General features: G+C 66.0%; 19 protein-coding genes. 5 read left to right on the top strand and 14 right to left on the bottom strand.

Annotation, left to right across the window (positions count from 1 at the left end; all coding sequences use genetic code 11):
• Positions 1-49 precede the first annotated feature (49 nt).
• A complete protein-coding gene (locus tag GAK28_RS09985; protein ID WP_291777979.1) occupies positions 50-1,120 on the top strand; it encodes a heparan-alpha-glucosaminide N-acetyltransferase domain-containing protein in 1,071 nt (356 codons plus the stop codon).
• Positions 1,121-1,787: 667 nt separating this feature from the next.
• On the opposite strand, the gene pepQ is transcribed toward GAK28_RS09985, so the two are convergent.
• The 4 genes from pepQ to GAK28_RS09965 form a co-directional block, all read right to left on the bottom strand.
• Positions 1,788-3,107 (bottom strand): Xaa-Pro dipeptidase, encoded by a 1,320-nt coding sequence (pepQ, locus tag GAK28_RS09980; RefSeq protein ID WP_291777977.1) that lies wholly within the window; start codon positions 3,105-3,107, stop codon positions 1,788-1,790.
• A gap of 82 nt (positions 3,108-3,189) precedes the next feature.
• On the bottom strand, positions 3,190-3,795 hold the full coding sequence (locus tag GAK28_RS09975) for a hypothetical protein (RefSeq protein ID WP_291777974.1): 606 nt from the start codon (positions 3,793-3,795) through the stop codon (positions 3,190-3,192).
• Positions 3,796-3,850: 55 nt separating this feature from the next.
• The gene (locus GAK28_RS09970; RefSeq protein WP_291777971.1) at positions 3,851-4,198 is read right to left on the bottom strand and encodes a PilZ domain-containing protein; all 348 of its coding nucleotides are present in this window, start codon (positions 4,196-4,198) and stop codon (positions 3,851-3,853) included.
• On the bottom strand, positions 4,195-6,333 hold the full coding sequence (locus tag GAK28_RS09965) for a DUF1631 family protein (protein ID WP_291777968.1): 2,139 nt from the start codon (positions 6,331-6,333) through the stop codon (positions 4,195-4,197). Before GAK28_RS09965 ends, GAK28_RS09970 begins: the two co-directional genes overlap by 4 nt.
• A gap of 302 nt (positions 6,334-6,635) precedes the next feature.
• On the opposite strand from GAK28_RS09965, the gene glsA reads away from it, so the two are divergent.
• Complete coding sequence (gene glsA, locus GAK28_RS09960) at positions 6,636-8,246, top strand: glutaminase A (protein ID WP_291777966.1); 1,611 nt, start codon at positions 6,636-6,638, stop codon at positions 8,244-8,246.
• Between the two features lie 3 nt (positions 8,247-8,249).
• On the opposite strand, the gene hemW is transcribed toward glsA, so the two are convergent.
• Genes hemW through rph form a run of 4 tightly spaced genes read right to left on the bottom strand, consistent with a single transcriptional unit; the run spans position 8,250 to position 11,252 of the window.
• Positions 8,250-9,425, bottom strand: a complete 1,176-nt coding sequence (hemW, locus tag GAK28_RS09955; protein WP_291777963.1) for a radical SAM family heme chaperone HemW — start codon at positions 9,423-9,425, stop codon at positions 8,250-8,252.
• Entirely contained in the window at positions 9,422-10,015 is a 594-nt protein-coding gene (gene rdgB, locus GAK28_RS09950) for an RdgB/HAM1 family non-canonical purine NTP pyrophosphatase (protein ID WP_291777959.1), read from the bottom strand. Before rdgB ends, hemW begins: the two co-directional genes overlap by 4 nt.
• Positions 10,015-10,524 carry an N-acetyltransferase gene (locus tag GAK28_RS09945; RefSeq protein ID WP_291777956.1) on the bottom strand — a complete coding sequence of 170 codons (510 nt, stop codon included), beginning with the start codon at positions 10,522-10,524 and terminating at the stop codon, positions 10,015-10,017. Before GAK28_RS09945 ends, rdgB begins: the two co-directional genes overlap by 1 nt.
• On the bottom strand, positions 10,521-11,252 hold the full coding sequence (gene rph, locus GAK28_RS09940; RefSeq protein WP_291777953.1) for a ribonuclease PH: 732 nt from the start codon (positions 11,250-11,252) through the stop codon (positions 10,521-10,523). Before rph ends, GAK28_RS09945 begins: the two co-directional genes overlap by 4 nt.
• A gap of 77 nt (positions 11,253-11,329) precedes the next feature.
• Between rph and GAK28_RS09935 the strand changes: the two genes are divergently transcribed.
• Complete coding sequence (locus GAK28_RS09935; RefSeq protein WP_291777950.1) at positions 11,330-12,193, top strand: YicC/YloC family endoribonuclease; 864 nt, start codon at positions 11,330-11,332, stop codon at positions 12,191-12,193.
• Between the two features lie 27 nt (positions 12,194-12,220).
• Here GAK28_RS09935 and GAK28_RS09930 read toward each other — a convergent pair whose 3' ends face one another.
• From GAK28_RS09930 to GAK28_RS09920, 3 genes are all read right to left on the bottom strand, one after another.
• Positions 12,221-13,507, bottom strand: a complete 1,287-nt coding sequence (locus GAK28_RS09930; protein WP_291777948.1) for a type II toxin-antitoxin system HipA family toxin — start codon at positions 13,505-13,507, stop codon at positions 12,221-12,223.
• Complete coding sequence (locus tag GAK28_RS09925) at positions 13,504-13,833, bottom strand: helix-turn-helix domain-containing protein (protein WP_291777945.1); 330 nt, start codon at positions 13,831-13,833, stop codon at positions 13,504-13,506. Before GAK28_RS09925 ends, GAK28_RS09930 begins: the two co-directional genes overlap by 4 nt.
• Positions 13,834-13,948: 115 nt before the next feature.
• Entirely contained in the window at positions 13,949-14,572 is a 624-nt protein-coding gene (locus GAK28_RS09920) for a LysE family translocator (protein ID WP_291777942.1), read from the bottom strand.
• A gap of 151 nt (positions 14,573-14,723) precedes the next feature.
• Here GAK28_RS09920 and GAK28_RS09915 point away from each other — a divergent pair, with 151 nt between their 5' ends.
• Entirely contained in the window at positions 14,724-15,179 is a 456-nt protein-coding gene (locus GAK28_RS09915; RefSeq protein WP_291777938.1) for an Lrp/AsnC family transcriptional regulator, read from the top strand.
• 6 nt (positions 15,180-15,185) lie between these two features.
• On the opposite strand, the gene GAK28_RS09910 is transcribed toward GAK28_RS09915, so the two are convergent.
• The 3 genes from GAK28_RS09910 to GAK28_RS09900 all read right to left on the bottom strand — a co-directional run bounded on the left by GAK28_RS09910 (position 15,186) and on the right by GAK28_RS09900 (position 17,599).
• Entirely contained in the window at positions 15,186-16,244 is a 1,059-nt protein-coding gene (locus GAK28_RS09910; RefSeq protein WP_291777935.1) for a hypothetical protein, read from the bottom strand.
• A complete protein-coding gene (locus tag GAK28_RS09905) occupies positions 16,241-16,912 on the bottom strand; it encodes a plastocyanin/azurin family copper-binding protein (RefSeq protein WP_291777933.1) in 672 nt (223 codons plus the stop codon). Before GAK28_RS09905 ends, GAK28_RS09910 begins: the two co-directional genes overlap by 4 nt.
• 117 nt (positions 16,913-17,029) lie before the next feature.
• Positions 17,030-17,599 (bottom strand): TetR/AcrR family transcriptional regulator, encoded by a 570-nt coding sequence (locus GAK28_RS09900; RefSeq protein WP_291777930.1) that lies wholly within the window; start codon positions 17,597-17,599, stop codon positions 17,030-17,032.
• 160 nt (positions 17,600-17,759) lie between these two features.
• Here GAK28_RS09900 and argS point away from each other — a divergent pair, with 160 nt between their 5' ends.
• On the top strand, positions 17,760-19,496 hold the full coding sequence (argS, locus tag GAK28_RS09895; protein ID WP_291777928.1) for an arginine--tRNA ligase: 1,737 nt from the start codon (positions 17,760-17,762) through the stop codon (positions 19,494-19,496).
• Positions 19,497-20,091: the final 595 nt, after the last annotated feature.

Raw genomic sequence — 20,091 nt, 5'->3', positions numbered from 1 at the left:
CTGACCGCGTATCCTTCGCTTTCCCCTGCCGCCTCCAGCATACGCTTCGATGACCCAGAGTAAAGTGCGTTACGCCTCAGTCGATGTACTTCGCGGAATCACCGTCGCGGCCATGCTCCTCGTAAACGATCCGGGCGATTGGGGCCATGTCTGGTGGCCTCTGGAGCACGCGCAGTGGAATGGATTCACGCCGACCGACCTGGTCTTTCCCCTGTTCCTTTTCATCGTCGGCGTGTCGGTGTCGCTGGCCATCGTGCCGCGTGTCGAAGTCGGCGTGGCGAAGGCACCTATTCGGCATGCGGCGTTACGTCGCGCGCTGCGGATTGCCGGATTGGGGCTGCTTTTGAACATCGTGGCGTGGTTGGCGATACCCGATGCCCACCTGCGAATCCCCGGTGTGTTGCAGCGGATCGGCATCTGTTTCGCCGCGGCCTCGCTACTGGCGATCCACGCCAGCGCATGGATGCGGGACGCGCTGGTCGCGCTCTTGCTGGTGGGGTACGGGGCGTTGCTGCTGGTGGGCGGCATGGAACCGTGGACGAACGGGGTCAGCCGGGCGGATACCGCCTTGTTCGGGCCCTTCGTCTATATGACGGACCCGGCGACGGGGCGTGGGCATGATCCCGAGGGGCTGCTTGCCACCTTGCCTGCGCTGGCGTCGACCCTGCTGGGGATGCGGGCGGGGGCGTGGTTGGTTCGCGGGGATGTCCGCCGGCTGCTCGCGGCCGGGGTGGTCTTGCTGGTGCTGGGTTGGCTGGCGCAGGGGTTGTGGCCGCTGAACAAGAACCTGTGGACGCCGAGCTACGCCTTGTGGGCGGCCGGTTGGTCGTTCCTGCTGCTGGTGGCTGCGCATGTGTTGGTGGACCGTCGCGGCTGGCGCCTGCCGGGCCGCGCCTTTGGCGTGAATGCCATCGCCGCTTATGCCGGCTCCGGGTTGATGGTCTACCTGCTGATCGCGTTGGGCGTCACCGCGCCCTTGTATCAATGGGCCTTCGCATCGTGGATGACGCCGCTGCTCGGGCCTTACGTGCCATCGGCCGCCTGGGGCGTGGCCTTCGTGACGGTGTGGTGGCTGGTAGTGCGTTGGATGGACAAGCGGAGAATCTACCTCAAGGTGTGATTTCCCCGCTCGTCGTTCCTGTGAAAACAGGAACCCAGCGCCTCGGTTCGCCAGCAGGGCAAGGGCGCCACATCGGCCTTTGCGTATGAGGCCGCGACGCGATAACCAATCGCCCCGCGCTGGGTTCCAGCGTTCGCTGGAACGACGGATTGCCAGATCGTCGTTCCTGTGAAAACAGGAACCCAGCGCCTCGGTTTGCCAGCATGGCGAGAGCGTCGCATCGGCCTTTGCGTAGGAAGCCGCGAGGCGAAAACCGATTGCCCCGCGCTGGGTTCCAGCGTTCGCTGGAACGACGGATCGCCAGCTCGTCGTTCCTGTGAAAACAGGAACCCAGCGCCTCGGTTTGCCAGCACCGCGAGGGCGCCACATCGGCTTTTGCGTAGGAAGCCGCGAGGCGAAAACCGATCGCCCCGCGCTAGGTTCCAGCGTTCGCAGGAACGACGGATTGCGAGCTCGTCGTTCCTGTGAAAACAGGAACCCAGCGCCCCGGTTCGCCAGCATGGCGAGGGCGTTGCATCGGCTTTGCGTAGGAGACCGCGACGCGATAACCGATCGCCCCGCGCTGGGTTCCAGCGTTCGCTGGAACGACGGTTCGCCAGTTCGTCGTTCCTGTGAAAACAGGAACCCAGCGCCCCGGTCATCCAGCAAGGCGACCGGGGCACATCGGTCAGTTCAACGAACCGAACGCATCCCGCGTCAGGTTTTCCGGCTCGCCCGTGGTGCACACCACGTCGTCCTCGATGCGAATGCCGCCGTACTTGCGGAAACGATCCACCTTCGCCCAGTCGATGTCGCTGGCGACCGGCTTGTCCTTCAGTTCGGCCAGCAGCATGTCGATGAAGTACAGGCCCGGCTCGATCGTCACCACCATGCCCGCTTCGAGCTGGCGCGTGAGGCGCAGGTACGGGTGACCGTCCGGCTTCGCGATGGTGCCGCCGGTTTCCGCTGCCTGGAAGCCCGCCACATCGTGCACCTGCAGGCCGATGCCATGGCCCAGGCCGTGCGGGAAGAACGCGGACGACACGCCCGATTCCATCGCGCTCTCGGCGCTCATGCGGATGAAGCCATGCTCGCGCAGCACACCCGCGATGACATGGTGCGCATGCACGTGCAGTTCCGGATAGCTCTGGCCCGCGCGCACCTTCGCCACGAACGAACGCTCGGCGGCGTCCATCGCGTCGATCAGCTCCTGGAACTCGCCCGCGCCCTTGCCCGCATAGGTACGTGTGATATCGCTGGCATAGCCCGACGCGCTCGCGCCCGCATCGATCAGGAACGACCGATGTTCGGCCGGTGCGCTGCGATCGAAGTGCGTGTAGTGCAGCACCGCGCCGTGGTCGTTGAGGCAGACAATGCTGGAATAGGGCAGTTCGGCGTCGATCTGGCCCACGGCGGCGAGATACGCCTGGTGGATCCCGATCTCGCTCTGGCCTTCACGGAAGGCGCGTTCGGCGGCGAGATGACCGCGCACGCCGCGACGGCTGGCTTCGCGCATCAGTTCCAGCTCGTACGGGGTCTTGAACGAGCGGTGGTAATGCAGGTGGTCGATTACCGTGGTCGGGTTGTTCGGGTTGATCGACTCCAGCGTGCAGTCACCGATGATGGCGCAGCGCGACTGCATGGCCGGCAGCTCGGCCAGGGCGTCGGCGGGCTTGCGCACCACCACGATGTCGAAATGCTCCACCCAGTAACCGGTGGGCGCCTCGGGCACCACGTGCCAGTAGTCGCGCGGCTGCAGGAAGACCAGCTTGGGCTTGTGCCCCGGCGTGTACACCAGCCAGCTGCCCGGGGCATCCACGAGCGGCAACCAGTGCTTGAAATGCGGGTTGACCACGAACGGGTAGTCCTGGTCGTCGAGGAACTTCGTGATCGGCTTTCCGGCCGGGACCACGAGGTGGTCGAAACCGCCTCGGGCAAGCGCCGTGTCCGTACGTTCGCGCAGGGTGGCGAGGTGCTGGGGATAAAGCGCTGCCAGCGCGTCGTTCATCGGGGTTCTCCAAGGATCGATGGGGCGGGGAAAACGCCAATGGTGCGCTCATGGCCGGGATACGCCAACCCCGGCGGCCGGCTCAGGCGCGCGCGAACACCAGTACGAAGTCGCTCGCGAGGTCGCCCAATCGATGGCGCAGGGCGGTATCCGCGTGGTCCCTGCCGCCGGCCAGTCCGCGTAGGTGGGCGCCGTACAAGGTGATGGCGAAGTGGCCCACGGCGAAGTCGTGGCCGGGCGAGCGCCAGTCGACCAGCGGTGTCCAGCTGGCACAGGACGGGCAGACCACGTAGGCCGAATTGGGCGCCTCGCACCACACGGCAAGCGCTTCCTCCAGGGACTCGCTGCCGTCCTCACCCGGGGCCAGCATTTCCCGGCAGTCCGGGCAGCGGATGCGGAAGCTGCCGTTATAGGGGCTGAAGATCCCGTTTTCCGGGCCGCCGTCCACCAGATGCGCACCTTCGTCGTCGGCGACCCAGCGATGCCCGGAGGCGTGCAGGCCCAGCGCCAGGATGCCGCGTTCGCGCAGCATCGCGTCGTGCACGCGAAAACGCGGTTCGCCGGTGCCGAAAAGATGCGGACCGATGGTGCCGTCGCCGAAGAGCTGAAGGTACAGGGCCATGGCGGCCGCGTCGGCATCGTCGCGTTCGACCTGCGGGTCGACAAGAATGGTGGTGGGATCGCTCATGGGGTGATGGTGGCCTCCGCGCCCGGCCGCGTAAAGCACGTATCGCGGTTTTCGTTCAGTCGGGCTGCGGACCGACCCATTCCTCGATCAGTCGCAGGTGTTCGTCCACCACAGCGACGATGCGGTGGCCCGACCAGTACTGGCCGGCGGTGGAGGCCTGTTCGCGCCACAATTCATGAATCCCGACGACGATCTCGCGGTCGCGCTGGCGCAGGTCCGGTAGCGGAAAGCGCACCTGGCGTACCACGCCGGTCGCTGGCGCACCGGCGCCCAGCAACATGAGTCCGCCCACGGAGAGATTGCACAGCTGGCCCAGAACGTCGCCGCTCATGGCATCGATGACGGGGATAGGCCCGGTCACGCGCTTGCGCGGCGATCGTCGTTGTTCGGCGAGGTGCGTCATGCGTGATCCGTCACGTGGGCTTCGTCACGGCGCAGATGCCGTGCGACGGCCCGCCATGCGCGATCGACCAATGACGCACGTCGCTCGTTCCATTCGCGCGCCTCGCCACGAGCCATGAGGTCGGCGAGGCGGGTGAGATCCATGTCCCCGGTGCGTGCGCCACGCGCATCCACGAACAGGCAGCGTCCGGTACCTGGCGAAAACCAGGCGAGCTTGCGCCGTAGCATGCGTCCATCCGGCTGGCGGAACGCGAACCACGTGCCGAAACGCATCTGCGCAAAACCATCATGGATGACTTGCGCCGCGTCGCTCAGGGGTATCGGTTCGACGGGGACCAGCGGTTCGCCATGCGCGGTGCCCTCGCCCAGGCGAGGGCGTCTTTTCAGCCGCATGGCGATATCGACCTGCGTGGGCGAATCGTCGCCCGGCGTGTCGAAGACACCTGCCACCACCTGCGCCGCCTCGGACGCATGCATGCCCAGGTGTTCCAGGCCGCGTTCGATATCGTGACGCAGTCGCTGCGTGTCGCCCTGCTGGGTGAGCAACTGGTCGGTGACGTTGAGGCAGTGCAGGAAGGAGTCGCCCGTCTCGCCACTGCGCATAAGGTGCAACGCCAGCACGTCGGTCCATGTGCGTTCCAGCAGGATGCGCAGCACGCCGCGCGGCGCGTCGCGATCTTCCATGCGCTCGGCCATCAGTTCGGCGGCGCGCTGGCGCGCGCGATCGAGGCGGTCGCGACCTTCCATCGCTTCGATCTGCCGCCGCTCGGCGACATGCGCCTTGCGTGACAACTGGGCAAGCTGACGCTCGATATCCTCCCGCCACGTGGGATCGATGGCTTGTGCTTCGCCCGCTTCGCGGACGATGCGTTCCAGGCGGTCGAGCAGGGTGCCGTCTGGCTCGCCTTCATCGGGATCGAGCCATTGCTGGGATGCCTTGCCCACCGTATCCAGCAACTGGCGGGCCGGGTGCGAATCTTCCTCGAAGAAGCGCCGGTCGCTCATCGCCGAGCGCAGCACCGGCCATTGCAGGCCGCCAAGCACGGATGCAGCCGGCCCTTGCCGGGGCAGCTCGCGCGCGAGGCTTTCGAACAACAGGGCGGTGAGTGTCACCGTGTCTTCCTGCTCCGGGCTGAGCGTGGCGCTCGGTGAACCGGCGGGGCGGGTGCGATCCAGCTGGGCGAGCAATTCGTCGTGCAATGCGCGGGCGCTGCGGATTTCGCGACAGGCGGCATCGGTGATGTCGTTCACATGGCCTTGCAACGCATGCAGCGCCGTCTGCAATTCCGTACCCGAGGCGAGTCGCGTGCGATGGCTGGTCGCCTGGTCATGCTCCGCGCGATCGGCGAGCAGCGTACGCAGGCCTTCGAGTACGCCGATATGGCCTTCCGTCGAATGGGTGTCGTGTGGCGTCGCACTCCGATGCACGGGCGCATGGGGCGTGCGCACCGCGGGATAGACGCGGAAACCCGGCAGGATGCCGTGCGCGAGGTAATGCCCGTTCAGCGCGTCGTAGAAGGATTCACCATGGGCGAGCACCTGCGCGTCGATGGCCTGGTAAAGGACGAGCCGATGCGCCTGCGACAACGGGAGGGCACGCGCTCCTGCATCCAGCGCCGCGACCAGCGCGCGAGGGCCGACCGGCAGCGCCAGGCCTTCCAGGGGTGCGGACCCCGCGATGACCGCCATGCGATAACCCAGCTCGAACAGGCTGCCCGCGCTACGTGACTCCGCCCGGGCGGCCATGCTGGCCAGGGCACTGGCCTGTTCCTGCTCGTCGGGGTCCAGCAGGCTCAGCGCCGGGTGATCCTCGTGATGCTCCGTCGCGTCCAGCGGTTCGCCGAGACGGCGAAATCGCTCCGTGACGGCGGCGGCGAAGCGGTTGCGGAAGGCTGGCCCTTCACGTTCCAGGATCGTCCGGCTTTCGAAGCAATCCTGCTGTTCGAGGTGGTTGCGACTACTTTCGGCGATGGCGAAAAGGCGGCGGTCGGCGTCGCGCAAGGCTTCACGCAGGGGACCATCCAGCCAGGTCAGACAGAGCGACAGGCCCTGCTGCACTTCGCGCTCCACGCGCGGTGAGACCGGGGCGGCCCGGTGGGCCGTCGAATGGGCTGGCTGCGATGTCGCTGGACTCATCGATGACAGGTCCTCCCTCGCCCCTGCTGCGAGTGTGGGGCCAGCGTACGCGCGGGCTGGAAGGGCCAACTGCACACATTCGGCCAGGGCGGACGAAGCGTGGATATCTGTTTGGCGTTTGCTGTTTCACGCGCGCCAATCGCCTGTTTTTGCGATGTGAACCGCTGCACATTCTCGGCACGCATGTCGGGTTTGCGTCCAAGATTGCCGCGGATGGCCAATGCTAGTTTGGCCATGCAGTCGAGGTGGACGTGGCTGCGTAATGGCCGGAAGCCGCGTGTCCCCCCTGTCGAGCACGCCCCATGTCGAAGCGTCACTCCCCCCTGCCGGCTGACGAGCGTTCGTCGGTGATCCAGCTCGTGCCCGACGAGGCACGCCTCTACAACCTGCTGATGGAGCCGGGCCAGACCAGCCTGTCGCCCGAGCAGTTGCGCGAGCATTTCCGTCGCTCCGGCATCCTCGCCGACGATCCGCGCGCGGCGTCCATCTACGAGTACCTGGACAAGGCACGCCAGCGCAACGAGACCAGCCTGTCGGTCACGGAATTCGCCGTGGTCTTCGCGATGAACCCGAGCCTGTTCATGCGGATCGCGGAAGACTCGATGATCGTGCCCGACTGGAGCGATTTCGCGCGCTCCGTCGGTAAGATCTTCAACGAGCGTCGCTCCAACAACGGCGGCAAAGTTGCGGCCTATATTCCCGAGCTGGCCCGCGTACCCGCCGACCGCTATGGCCTGAGCATGTGCAGCATCGACGGCCAGCGCGCCCATTATGGCGATGCGCATGAGATGTTCAGTATCCAGTCGATCTCCAAGACGATCAGCTACTGCATCGCGCTGGAGGAATCGGGCAACGAGAAGCTGCACGAACGCATTGGTCGCGAACCCAGCGGCCATTCGTTCAATGCCATCACGCTCGACTCGCGTCGTCGTCCGCACAACCCGATGATCAATGCGGGCGCCATCGTCAGCTGCTCGCTCATCCGTCCGCAGGACTCCGCCTCGGCGCGTTTCTCGCACGTGTTCGACACCTGGAAGCGGCTGGCCGGTAACGGCGCGGTGTCGTTCAACAACACGGTGTTCCTGTCCGAGCGCGACTCGGCGGATCGCAATTTCGCGCTGGCGTATTTCCTGCGCGAGAACGGCGCGTTCTCCAAGGAGACCAACGTCTCGGCGACGCTGGATTTCTACTTCCAGTGCTGTTCCATCGAGATGAACTGCGATTCGATGTCCGTGGTGGCTGCGACGCTCGCCAACGGCGGCGTGAACCCGCTTACGAACGAGCGCGTGTTCTCCTCCGGCACGGTGAAGCATTGCCTGTCGCTGATGCATTCCTGCGGCATGTACGACTTCTCGGGGGAGTTCGCCTTCCTCATCGGTGTGCCCGCAAAGTCGGGTGTGGGTGGCGGCATCATGGTGGTGGTGCCCGAAAAGCTCGGCTTCTGCGTGTGGTCGCCGCCGCTGGACGAGAACGGCAACAGCGTGCGCGGCATCGAGTTCTGCAAGGGCCTTACCTCGATGTTCTCGTTCCACAATTTCGACATCGTCACCGGCCACGACGGCAGCGAGCGGATCGACCCGACCCGTCGCAATGTATCGCTGGACAACGCGCGCCACGTCGATCTCTGCTGGGCCGCGGCCCACGGGGACATCAAGGCCATGCAGCGCCTGGTTGCCAGCGGCGTGGACATCAACGGCGCCGACTACGACGGCCGTACCGCGCTGCACCTGGCTGCGTCGGAAGGCAAGCTGGAATCGGTGCGCTACATCCTGCAGAACGGTGGCCACCACGATCGCGTGGATCGCTGGGGCAATTCGCCCGTGCAGGATGCCGAGCGCGGCGAGCACGCCGATATCCTGGCCTTGTTCGAGGAATGGGCCAACGGAGGGCGCAAGGCGCGACGCAGCGCCTGAGCGTCACTCGGCCGTCGGGCCGATCTCCATGAACGCCTCGATGACATCGTTGAGGAAACGCTGACCGAGCGCGGTGGTGCGAAGCACCGCCGCGTCGCCGTCGATCCAGCCCTTGCGCAGGCATTGCGCGAGGGCCGGCTCGATGGTGGCGTGGGGCAGGCCCGTCCGCTCGGTGAAATCGGCCATCGGTACGCCGTCGATCAGGCGCAGTGCGTTGAGCATGTACTCGAACGGTAGGTCGTCGCCATCCACCACCGAATCGCCGCCGATCCGTTTCGCATCGCCGGCGGCCGCGAGATAGGCGGCCGGCAGCCGGGTCTTCCAGCGGCGGCGCACCGAGGTGGCGTCGCTGATCTTGCCGTGCGCGCCCGCGCCGATGCCCAGGTAGTCACCGAAGCGCCAGTAATTGAGGTTGTGCGCGCAACGCCGACCGGCCTGCGCATAGGCCGACACCTCGTACTGCCCGTAACCTGCTGCGGCCAGCCGCTCCTGGCAGGCTTCCTGGATGCCCCAGGCCGCGTCGTCGTCCGGTAGTGGCGGCGGATTGGCGGCGAAGGCGGTGTTCGGCTCCAGCGTGAGCTGGTAGTGCGAGATATGCGTGGGTTGCAGCGCCACGGCGCGATCCACGTCGTGCAGCGCGCCGGCCAGGTCCTGCTGCGGCAGCGCGTACATCAGGTCGATGTTGATGTTGTCGATGCCGGCGTCCTGCGCCTGGCGCACGGCGTCGGCCGCCTCGTTCGCGGAGTGGATGCGGCCGAGGCGGTGCAGCTTGTCGTTGTCGAAACTCTGCACGCCGAACGAGATACGGTTCACACCGGCCGCGAGGTAGCCGTCGAAACGACCGTGCTCCACCGTGCCGGGGTTTGTCTCCAGCGTGATCTCCGCGCCGCGCGCAAAGGGCAGGCGCTCGCGCGCGCCGTCGAGGAAGCACCCGATCAGGTCCGGCATGAACAGGCTGGGCGTGCCGCCACCGAAGAACACCGTCTCGATCTTGCGACCGCCGATGGCGTCGCCGAAGTCGCGCAGGTCGGCGTCGAGATCGGCGAGCAGCACGTCCACATAGGTCGCGTACTCGGGCGTGCCGCGCACGCCGTGCGAGTTGAAGTCGCAGTACGGGCATTTGCGCACGCACCACGGCATGTGGACGTAAAGCGACAGCGGCGGCGGGACGAGCGTCATGCCAGTTCGGCGAAACGTGCCTTGAGCACGGCCAGTGCCTGGCCGCGATGGCTCATGCGGTTCTTCAGCGCCGGCTCGATCTCGGCCGCACCGAGGTCGGAACCGTCGGGCAGGAACAGCGGGTCGTAACCGAAGCCACCCTCGCCGCGCGGGGCTTCGAGGATGCGACCGTGCCAGCGGCCTTCGGCGATCAGCGGTGCCGGATCGTCGGCATGGCGCAGCAGCACCAGCACGGCGATGAAGTATGCGGTGCGTTTCTCCATCGGCACGCCCGTGAGTTCGCGAAGCAGCTTCGCGTTGTTGGCGGGGCTGTCGCCGTGCACGCCCGAGTAGCGCACGGCGTACAGGCCCGGCGCGCCGTTCAAAGCGTCCACGCAGATGCCCGAATCGTCGGCCAGCGCCGGCAGACCCGTGGCACGCGCGGCGTGGCGGGCCTTGATCAGCGCGTTCTCGACAAAGGTGAGGCCGGTCTCGTCGGCGTCGCTGACACCGAGCGCGGTCTGCGGCACCAGCTCGACGCCGCTGCCCGCGAGCAGTTGCTCCAGTTCCACGACCTTCCCGGCATTGCCGGAGGCGAGCACGATGCGCATCACAGGCCCTCAGAGAATTCGCTGGCGTAGTCGACGCGACCGCCGTAGCCGGCGAGGCCGTCGATGGTCAGCGGCAACACCTGGAAGGCGTTGCCGCCCTCGAAGGCGTCGTGCAGGCCGTGCGCCGAGGCCTTGATGAAGCCGAAACCGTTGTAATAGGCCGGCGAGCCCAATACGAACACCGCGCGGGCGTCCGCGACGAAGCAGGCGCCGATGCCTTCCTCGATCAGCTCGCGGCCGATGCCCTGGCGCTGGTGCTCGGGGTGCACCGCAACCGGCGCCATGCCCAGGGCCTTGCCGTCGTCGCCGCTTTCCACGGTGACCGGCGAGAACAGGACATGGCCGAGTACGGTGTCGTCGTCATCCACGGCGACCAGCGAGATGCTGGCCTTGCCGCCGTCGACGAGGCGGCGCACCAGGTCGCCCTCGGCCGGACGGCCAAAGGCCGCGTGATGCAGCGCCACGATGGCGTCGAGGTCGGCGGCCGTGGCCGCGCGCACGTCGGTCACGGGGTGGCCTCCAGCGCGGCCCGCTGGGCGGCCACCAGCTCGGCGACGCCCTTGGCGGCCAAATCAAGCATGGCGTTCATCTCTTCGCGGCGGAAGGCGTGGCCCTCGGCGGTGCCCTGCACCTCGATGAGGCCGCCGCCGTCGTTCATCACGACGTTCATGTCGGTGTCGCAGTTGGAGTCCTCGGCGTAGTCGAGGTCCAGCACCGGCACGCCCTGGTAGATGCCCACCGACACGGCGGCCACGGCGCCCATGATCGGGTTGCGCTTGATCGCGTTGCGGCGGGTGAGGGTGGACACGGCGTCGACCAGCGCCACATAGGCGCCGGTGATGGCGGCCGTGCGGGTGCCGCCGTCGGCCTGGAGCACGTCGCAGTCCAGCGTGATCACGCGCTCGCCCAGGGCGCCGCGATCCACGCAGGCGCGCAGCGAGCGGCCGATCAGGCGCTGGATCTCCATCGTGCGGCCACCCTGGCCGCCACGCGCGGCTTCGCGCTGGGTGCGGTCGGTGGTGGCGCGCGGCAGCATGCCGTACTCGGCGGTGACCCAACCCTCGCCCTTGCCACGAAGCCACGGCGGCACGCGCTCTTCGATCGAGGCGGTGCAGAGCACCCGGGTGTCGCCGTAGCTCACGAGCACGGAGCCCTCGGCGTGGCGGGTGAAGTGGCGTTCGATGCTGACGGCGCGCAGCTGGTCGGCGGCGCGGCCGCTCGGACGGGAAAAGGTCATGGATGGGCCTGATTTGGGCACGGGCGGTGGGTCAGTTTACCATTGCGCCCCCTATCCCCGCGCGTGAGACGCCTCCCATGATCCGTAGCATGACCGCCTACGCTTCCGCCGAAAGCGCGGGCCCGTCCGGCACGCTGACCTGCGAACTGCGCACGGTCAACCACCGCTACCTCGAGATCAGCCCGCGCCTGCCGGAAGATCTGCGTAATTTCGAAAGCGCCCTGCGCGAGCGCATCGCCACCCGCCTGTCGCGCGGCAAGGTGGACGTGACCGTCCGCCTGCGCAGCGAATCCGGCAATAGCGACGGCCTGCGGATCAACGGCACGATGCTCTCGCGCCTGTCCGAGCTGGCCCTGGACTTGGAACAGCGCTTCCCGCGCATGTCCATCGAGTTCACCGAGCTGCTCCGCTTCCCCGGTGTGCTCCAGCAGCCCGAATCCGACGCCGACGCCCTCCAGGCCGCGCTGATCGACGTGCTCGACCGCGCTCTCGACGCCCTGGCCGACACCCGCGGCCGCGAAGGGTCGAAGCTGGGGGACATCCTCAAGGAACGCCTCGACGGCATCGACAAGATCGTGGCCGACGTGCGCGGCTGGCTCCCCGAGATCCGCACCGCCCTGCGCGCCCGCCTCGAAAACCGCCTCGCCGACATCCGCCAGCCGGTGGAACCGGGCCGCCTGGAACAGGAACTGGTGCTCCAGATCACCCGTATCGACGTGGACGAAGAACTCGACCGCCTCGCCACCCACATCTCCGAAGCCCGCCGCGTGCTGGCCCTGAAGGAACCCATCGGCCGCCGCCTCGACTTCCTCATGCAGGAATTCAACCGCGAGGCGAACACGCTGGGCTCGAAGTCGGTGGATTCGCGTACGACGAATGCCGCCGTGGAGTTGAAGGTGTTGATCGAGCAGATGCGCGAGCAGGTGCAGAACATCGAGTGATGTTCGCTTCCAGTCCGCTGGCGGTAGTCAGCGGATGATGCTGCGCACTCGTTCGCGTTCGTGGTGCTCGAACGCATCGGCGAACTGATCGAGTTCACGGGGATTCATGCCGATGGTACGGCCGACGTCGCGCCATCGGCCGGTTGCCTGCTCCACCTCGGAAAGGATTCTCACGGCGGTGTTCCGATCGATCCGGAAGTAGGAAGCAGCCGACATCAATGCATCGATGGACGCTTCAGGACCGGTATCTTCCGATATCCAGGTCTTGAGTTCGCGTGCACGTTCAGGGAATGGATTCACATCGAAAGCCGGTGCCAATACCCACTGTCCCCGTTGGTGATGCAGGAATCCATGGTTGTGCAGATGATCATCCACATTGGTGATGAGGATGGAGAAGGCGATGCGGCGCCATAGTTCCTCGATGTCGCTCTGCGCGCGTGCACCGTACTGTCGCAGGGCATCGACGATTTCGGTATAGCTATGCTCGCTGCCATCGCCGGTATCTACGCCGAGCATGGTCGCGGCGGAAATGTACATGAGACGACCGCCGTCGTCCGGGCGATCGAATCGGCGTATCAGGGCGACTGGGCTGCCATCGCTATCCACGAGGCTTGCTTGAGCCGCATCGATGCCGCTGTTTCGTGCCAGCAGCAGTGCCAGTACCTCACCCTTGGTGACCGCTCTGTCGTCCTGCACGCTCGGAAACTTGCCGATGGACAGGTGCCTTTGCTCATCGATTACGGTGCACTTCGGTCGCAGGCCGCCCAGGGTCGTGCCTCGGCCTCGCAGATAGGCCAGATCGTGTTCGGTTTCGGTATGTAGTTCTACCGCTTTCGATGCGGAAAGCAGCAGGCCTAGTTCGACCAGGGGCGGGGTAGTGCGTCGCTCAGGTTCCGCTGCCCGTTGGAATCGGCCTTCTTCGTCACGAAAGCGCAGTGCTCCGATGCGACTGTCATCATCGACGGCGAGAAGAAAATCCAGGTGGTTCAGTGCGCGCGTTTCAACGGCTTCACCGCCCTGACGGGCTTGTTGGCGTTGTTTGGCATGGTCGCGAAGGATGACCTTGCGCCCCCAGCCATCGGGTTCGGTATCCGCGATCGCTCCATGGAACAGCGAACCATCACGCGCTTGCTGGTGATATTGCATGCCTGCGACGAGAGGTAGCCCGGGTTCCAGCGCGAAGCGATCGTCGGCCGCCAGCCAGTCGGGGTGATATTCGAAGCCTGCGCTCTGGCGTGCGCCTTGGGCCTCGAATCTGAGCGTGCCGACCTGGCGCCTGCTTTCACCAAGGAATACGTCGAGTACGCGTTTCATAGCGACGTCGCTTTCTTGGTGCGTACTCGCTGCGGCAAGCGACTACTGTCCATCAATAACCCGGTGTCATCGTTTCGGCTATCGGCGATTTCCGCCAGGGCGCCGGAAAACCCCAGGGTGAACAGCGTCATCGCATAGACGCCCATCGACACGCTGGGATCGCCCTTTTCGACCTTGAGATAGGTTGCCTTGGACACGCCGACGCGCTCGGTCATCATGTCCACGGTCAGGCTGCGTTTGCGCCGGGCGTCCTTGAGGTCCTTGCCGAGCTTGGCAAGGGCGCGTCGTACCCGGGGAGGGAGGATGTCCGTCACGGCGGTGCGCATAAATAAGGTCTCATAAAATGGCCCTTAAGTGGTTTAAGGGGTAGATTATTAGACCTTATGCGCCTCTGAGACCTCCAAGTCAAGCCGCTGGAGGGGCGTTGAGCCAGGGCTTCCGTCAGCCCATATGCCCCGTCTGGTGTGCGACCAGCATCACCCCGATCATCACCATCAACACCCCCGACACTCTTCCGATCCGTCGCGCGGCCGCAGGGCGTGAACCGAGGATCGCCTTCGCGCCGTAGCCCACTGCGATATAGACGACCATGCAGGTCGCCACCTCCAACAGCCCCAGCACCATCATTTGCATGCCTGGGCCGAGTCGGCTGCCGGGGGTGACGAACTGCGGGAGCAGGGCGAGGAAAAGCAGAAAGACCTTGGGGTTGAGCGCGCTGACGCCCCAGCCCCCGACGATCCAGCGGCCGGCCGTCGTTTCGCTTGTGTCGTCTTCGGCGGCGGGGACGGGCGGATGCCGGGCGATCTTTACGCCGATCACCATGAGATAGAACGCGCCGGCATAGGTGATGGCGGCCATGGTCGAGGGATGCGCGGTGAGCATCGCGCCGGCACCGATGGCTACGACGGTCATCATGGTGAGGTGGCCCAGCACCAGGCCGGTCACGGACATCATGATGCCGCGCCCGCGAATGCCCGCCGCGATGGCGTAGGCCCAGTCGGCGCCCGGCGTGAGGATGAGAAGGATCGCCACGGCCCAGAAGGCCATGAGTGCGGTGGTCGTCATGAGGGATGCCAGGGGCTGTCGGCCGGGGCCGGTGGAGGGGCGCTGGAGGTGGCGTACCTCCGGTTCGTGAGGACTAGCTTATGCCGCCGCGCCGGGTAGTATTTACCTATTATTGATAGCCAATCCGCCCAGTTCGGGGAGGTTCTTGCGCATGGATAAGTTCGACAGGAAGATTCTTTCGGAGCTTCAATCGGACGGCCGGCTGACGGTCACCGAACTGGCCGAACGGGTCGGCTTGAGCCTGTCGCCGTGCCATCGGCGCCTGCGGGCGCTGGAAGACGACGGCGTGATCCGTGGCTACCGCGCCGACCTGGATCCGGTGGCCGTGGGCCTTCGTTTCTATGCGGTGATCTTCGTTACCTTGAAGGAAACGAGCGAAGGCACCGTGCGTGCCTTCGAGGAAGCCCTGGTCGAGGTGGACGAGGTGGTCCATGCGCAGCGGCTGTTCGGCGAGCCGGACTATTTGATGCATGTGGTCACCCACGACCTGCCGTCGTTCCAGGCACTGTGGGATCGTCGCCTGGCGACGCTGCCCGGCGTGTTGCGCCTGACCTCGACGCTGGTGATGAAGGAAGTTGTGCCGCCGCGTCCGTTGCCACTGGGCTGACGCGCGTCAGCGGCGGTTTCGGCTCGCCAGGTCCAGGCGGTCGCGCACATCACGCATCAGCGGGCCGCCGCGTACCCGGCCGATGTCGCCCCGGCCACGATCGAAGGCATCGGTCAGCTGGTCAAGCGGTCGCCATGTGCGATGCCACTGAAAGACGACGCAGAGCAGTCCGAACAGACCGAACGCCGCGATGCCGTAGAGAATGCGATAAGTCTCGGCGTCCACGGTTCGTCCGAGCTTGGCGCGCGGATCCATCACCACCCATGCGGCCTGTCCCTGGCCTGCATTGATGGGCGTGACCCATGCGTGGAGCACGAGGCTTTCGTCGCGCAGGATCACCGGACGGCCGTTCGTCGTCTTGATGTCGAGCAGGCGGCCACGTGCCTTGCCGACGAGATTGACGTAGCGAGCGTCCAGACCATTGGCGTAGAACAGCGGCGTGCGTGGCGCGATGTCGGAGACCAGTGCGACATCGCCACGTGCGAGTCGGGCTAGCTTGGTCAGCGACGTGTCGGTCACCTGCGACACGGTCAGCAGGTAACCCTGCGGCGTGCGGCCACGCATGAGCGGATGGATCACCACCCAGGACATACGGCCATTGTCCAGCCAGATGCCCCGAATCACCTTGCCCTGGCTGATCGCGGCGACGACGAGCGGATCGTGCTGGACCGCGTCGGCTGTCTTGCCGATGACGCCTACGGAGGTCACCTCCATGCCTTCCGGATCGAGCAGCGCGAGGATGTCGTCACCCTGGCGGCGATCGGTGAGCAGGCGACTGATCGACAACTTGTCCACGCTGCCGCCGAGCTTGGCGTCGGGCACCAGCGACTGGCTGACGTAATCGACGAAGGCCTGATCGTTTGCCAGCAGTTGGCCGCGCAGGTCCAGCAGCTCCCACGATTGCTCCGAGAAGTCCCGCACCACTTCACTGGATGCCTTGAGGCCGAAGCGTGCCCGTGCGCGTGCTGCATGGTCCGCCGTCCAGCCCACGCCCGCCGCGGCGAGCACCATGCAGGCGACGATCAGGATCGAACCCTTGAACAACGCGGCGGTTGAAGGCTTCACGGCTGCTCTCCCAGGTGAAGTTCGGTGGTCACGCGGGGCTTGATCGCGACGAGTCGTTGCGTGATGTCATGCGCGGGCGCCGCCACCACCTGGCTCTTGAGCACGGCGCGTGGATTCCAGAAGTAAAGCGTGCCTGCGCCGGCGGGCACGTGATGCATCGTGAAACTGCCATCGGCCGCCACCGAGGCCACGTAAGGCGTGGGCAGCACGAGCAGGTCGAATTCCATGAAATGGTGCACGTTGCAGCTCACCAGCACCGTACCCGGCGTGGTGAAGCGCCGCTCGACCACGTCGCCGACCTTCTGGAACTGGTAGTCGAACACCGAGCCGGGTGTGGACGAATAGACGTTGTGCAGCACCTGGTCGAGGTTGGCGAAGGTGATCTTGCTGCCCGCCGGCACCGCCATGGCACCGGGGCGGAAATCCATGTCGACCGAGTTGACGTTATAGGTGCCGGGCTTCACATGCGGGATGCCGGCCTTGGGTACGAAGTAAACGACGGTGTCGACCAACTCGCCCGGCGCGACGCTCTGGCCCGGATTGGGCACCAGCACCACATGGCCGGCGATATCGCCGCCCTCGGCATGCGGCACGGCGGCCATCGCCGCCTGGGCACCCATGCCCACCACGCCCCAGGCCATCGCCTGTCCCAAACGCCGAACGAACATGTGACCCCCAGCAATCACTGCAATATGGTGGAACCAGCCGGGGGCGAATCTAGCCGGGTACAGCGTGCCGGTCTTGATGGAATCAGGCCCGCTGTTTCAAGCATGCACGGAGTGGTGTCAGGCTTTTACCGCCGCCCAGACCATGCGGAAACCCAGCTCGCGATGGCGCTCGGCCTCGGCGGGGAAGCGCTCGACGTATTCGATGGTGCGGCCGGCGATGTCCTCGATTACCGAGGAAAGCAGGCCCAGAGGCGCGTCGATGAACACGCCGTCGTCGATGGCCTGTTGGATCATGCCCGCGACGTCCGCGAAGGCTTCCATCCCTTGGAGGCGGGTCGCTTCGAGGATCAATCCCGAGGCCGTAAGCCGGGCAAGCGCGGTGCGTTCCGTGCCGTGCGACAGGCCCCAATCGACGTAGCGCTGGAACACGTGCCGGGCGCGTTCCTGGTAATCCGCCTCGCGCGGATAGTCGGGCGTCATCGTGTCCGCGAGCCCTTGCTTCAGGTGCAGGTATAGCGCCTGGAGCAGGTTTTCCTTGGTCTCGAAATACGTGAACAGCGTGCCCTCGGCCACGCCGGCGCCGCGCGCGATGCTTGCCGTGCTGGCGAGCACGCCCAGATCCGCCACGGCGTTCACCGCGGACTGGAGCAGGGCCAGGCGTTTTTCGGGGCTGAGGGGGCGGGCCACGGAAGGGCTCAGTAAAGTGAGTGTCCACTCAATTATGGGGGTGGGGTGCGGCGATTGCCAGACCTGCATAAAACGTATCGATCTTCATGGAGTGAGAGGTTTTCCCTATGATCCCCGGGTCGCCGTCGTTACGGCGGTTTTGACTATCCAGGGAGAACCCATGCAGATCCGGTCCAGCGACACCCTTGCCGCCCATGTCGAGCACCTGCTCGTCGCCGCTTTCGAGGCCGTTGGCCTGGAAGGCCGAGGGGTGCGAGCCGTGCCGGCGCAGCGACCGGACCTGGCCGACCTGCAATGCAATGCCGCGATGGCCCTGGCCGGTGCGGCGAAGCGCCCGCCGCGCGCGATCGCCGACGCCGTGGCGGCTCTGCTGCGCGCCCATGCGGAATTCGCGAGCGTCGACATCGCGGGGCCGGGCTTCATCAATATGCGCCTGTCGCCGGCGCTGCTCGCCGCGCAGGCCACCCGCCAGTTGGCCGACCCGCAGGCGGGCATCGCTACCGAAGCCCAGGAAACCATCGTCATCGACTTCGGTGGCCCCAATGTCGCCAAGCCGCTACATGTCGGTCACCTGCGCTCCCTTGTGCTCGGCGAAAGCCTGCGCCGCATCCTGCTGGCGCAGGGCCATCGCGTCATCGGCGACGTGCACCTGGGCGACTGGGGCCTGCAGATGGGCATGCTGATTTCCGAGCTGCCGCGCCAGTGGCCCGAGTTGGCTGCCGATGGCGAGTGGACGGTGAACCCGCCGTTCGACATGGGCGACCTGCAAACGATCTATCCGCGCGTGGCCACCGACTGCAAGGCCGATGCCGAACGCATGGCCGTGGCTCGCGCCGCAACGGCCCGTCTCCAGTCCGGTGACGCGGATGCCATGCGCCTGTGGGAAACCATCCGTCGGGTGTCGCTCGATGCGCAGACGGCGGACTTCGGCACGCTCGACGCGCATTTCGACGAACTCAACGGCGAAAGCCTGGTGCAGCCGCTGATCCCGGGCATGGTCGAGGACCTCGCCCAGCGCGGCGTCGCCAAGCGTAGCGAAGGCGCGCTTATCGTCGAAGTCGCCGAAGAAAGCGACGATTCGCCGATGCCGCCGCTGCTGCTCGAAAAGTCCGATGGCGCCGCGCTCTATGCCACCACCGACCTCGCCACCATCCTCGAACGTCGCGACCGCCTGCATCCGCAGCGCATCGTCTACGTGGTGGACCAGCGCCAGGCGCTGCATTTCCAGCAAGTGTTCCGCGCGGCGCGCCACGCCGGTTACGCCGACGGCATCGAACTGATCCACGTCGGCTTCGGCACCGTCAACGGCCGCGATGGCAAGCCGTACAAGACCCGCGAAGGCGGCGTCGCCAAGTTGCACGAACTGCTCGACGAAGCCATTGAGCGCGCTGCCGGTCGCCTCGACGATCGCGCCGACCGCGACGAATTGGCCCACGCCATTGGCGTAGCGGCGGTGAAGTTCGCGGACCTCTCCACGTACCGCACCTCCGGTTATGTCTTCGACGCCGAGCGCATGGTCGCCACGGAAGGTCGCACCGGCCCCTACATGCAATACGCCTGCGTGCGTGTGACCTCGATCTTGGCGAAGGCCAAGGTGGAAGGATTCGCGATGGGCGCCATCGATGTCGTGGAGCCGGCCGAACGCACGCTCGTGCTGCTGTGCTCGCGCTTCCCCGAAGCCGTGCAATCCGCCGCACGTCGCTACGCACCGAACGATCTGGCCGACTACGCCTACGACCTCGCCCAGGCCTTCAGCCGCTTCTATGCGGAATGCCCGGTGCTGGCGGCGGATTCGGCCGAGGTACGCGCTTCCCGCCTCTCGCTGGTAGCACTGACCCGCCATGTGCTGGCCCACGCCCTCGACCTGCTGGGCATCCGCGTCCCAGAGCGCATGTAAAACTCACTCCGCCACACCACACCCGTCGCACCGGCGCAGGCCGGTGCCCACGGCGACGCATCCGGATATCGCATCCCGCCCTTTGTAGGAGCGCGCTTGCGCGCGACCCCGCGCAGTGGGCCAGATCATCGTCACCGTCCGATCGCGCCCCACGTCGTTCCAGCGAACGCTGGAACCCAGCGCGATGCGATAGATTGTCGCGAATGCGGTACCTACGTAAAAGCCGATGCAGCGTCGTCGCATGGCTGGCAAACCAAGGCGGTGGCTTCCGGCCTGCACCGGAACGACGAAGCACTTCGTCGCACCGGCGCAGGCCGGTGCCCACAGCGATGCATCCGGTTATTGCATCCCGCCTCTTGTAGGAGCGCGCTTGCGCGCGACCCCGCGCAGCGGGCCAGGTCATCGATAACGTGTAATCGCGCGAAAAAAAGCGCGGCACTTTTGAGAATCCTTCCATAGGCAAGCACACACGTAATTTGCTACCGTGCTCGCGTTGTTTGCTGTTTCATGTCACGTGTCGGCAAACATCCATCGCTCGTAAGCGGTAAGAAGCGCGGGCCGCAGGTGTTAGAGCACCTACGACCCGCTAACCAAA

It is taken from the genome of Luteibacter sp., assembly GCF_009912395.1.
Taxonomy (GTDB): Bacteria; Pseudomonadota; Gammaproteobacteria; order Xanthomonadales; family Rhodanobacteraceae; genus Luteibacter.
Note: the sequence above shows the minus strand (reverse complement) of the source record. Positions and strands in the feature narration are given on the sequence as shown.

Coding starts and splice junctions, on each gene's coding strand:
- GAK28_RS09985 (WP_291777979.1), top strand. CDS start 50: ATGACCCAGAGTAAAGTGCGTTACGCCTCAGTCGATGTACTTCGCGGA.
- pepQ (WP_291777977.1), bottom strand. CDS start 3,107: ATGAACGACGCGCTGGCAGCGCTTTATCCCCAGCACCTCGCCACCCTG.
- GAK28_RS09975 (WP_291777974.1), bottom strand. CDS start 3,795: ATGAGCGATCCCACCACCATTCTTGTCGACCCGCAGGTCGAACGCGAC.
- GAK28_RS09970 (WP_291777971.1), bottom strand. CDS start 4,198: ATGACGCACCTCGCCGAACAACGACGATCGCCGCGCAAGCGCGTGACC.
- GAK28_RS09965 (WP_291777968.1), bottom strand. CDS start 6,333: ATGAGTCCAGCGACATCGCAGCCAGCCCATTCGACGGCCCACCGGGCC.
- glsA (WP_291777966.1), top strand. CDS start 6,636: ATGTCGAAGCGTCACTCCCCCCTGCCGGCTGACGAGCGTTCGTCGGTG.
- hemW (WP_291777963.1), bottom strand. CDS start 9,425: ATGACGCTCGTCCCGCCGCCGCTGTCGCTTTACGTCCACATGCCGTGG.
- rdgB (WP_291777959.1), bottom strand. CDS start 10,015: ATGCGCATCGTGCTCGCCTCCGGCAATGCCGGGAAGGTCGTGGAACTG.
- rph (WP_291777953.1), bottom strand. CDS start 11,252: ATGACCTTTTCCCGTCCGAGCGGCCGCGCCGCCGACCAGCTGCGCGCC.
- GAK28_RS09935 (WP_291777950.1), top strand. CDS start 11,330: ATGATCCGTAGCATGACCGCCTACGCTTCCGCCGAAAGCGCGGGCCCG.
- GAK28_RS09930 (WP_291777948.1), bottom strand. CDS start 13,507: ATGAAACGCGTACTCGACGTATTCCTTGGTGAAAGCAGGCGCCAGGTC.
- GAK28_RS09925 (WP_291777945.1), bottom strand. CDS start 13,833: ATGCGCACCGCCGTGACGGACATCCTCCCTCCCCGGGTACGACGCGCC.
- GAK28_RS09920 (WP_291777942.1), bottom strand. CDS start 14,572: ATGACGACCACCGCACTCATGGCCTTCTGGGCCGTGGCGATCCTTCTC.
- GAK28_RS09915 (WP_291777938.1), top strand. CDS start 14,724: ATGGATAAGTTCGACAGGAAGATTCTTTCGGAGCTTCAATCGGACGGC.
- GAK28_RS09905 (WP_291777933.1), bottom strand. CDS start 16,912: ATGTTCGTTCGGCGTTTGGGACAGGCGATGGCCTGGGGCGTGGTGGGC.
- argS (WP_291777928.1), top strand. CDS start 17,760: ATGCAGATCCGGTCCAGCGACACCCTTGCCGCCCATGTCGAGCACCTG.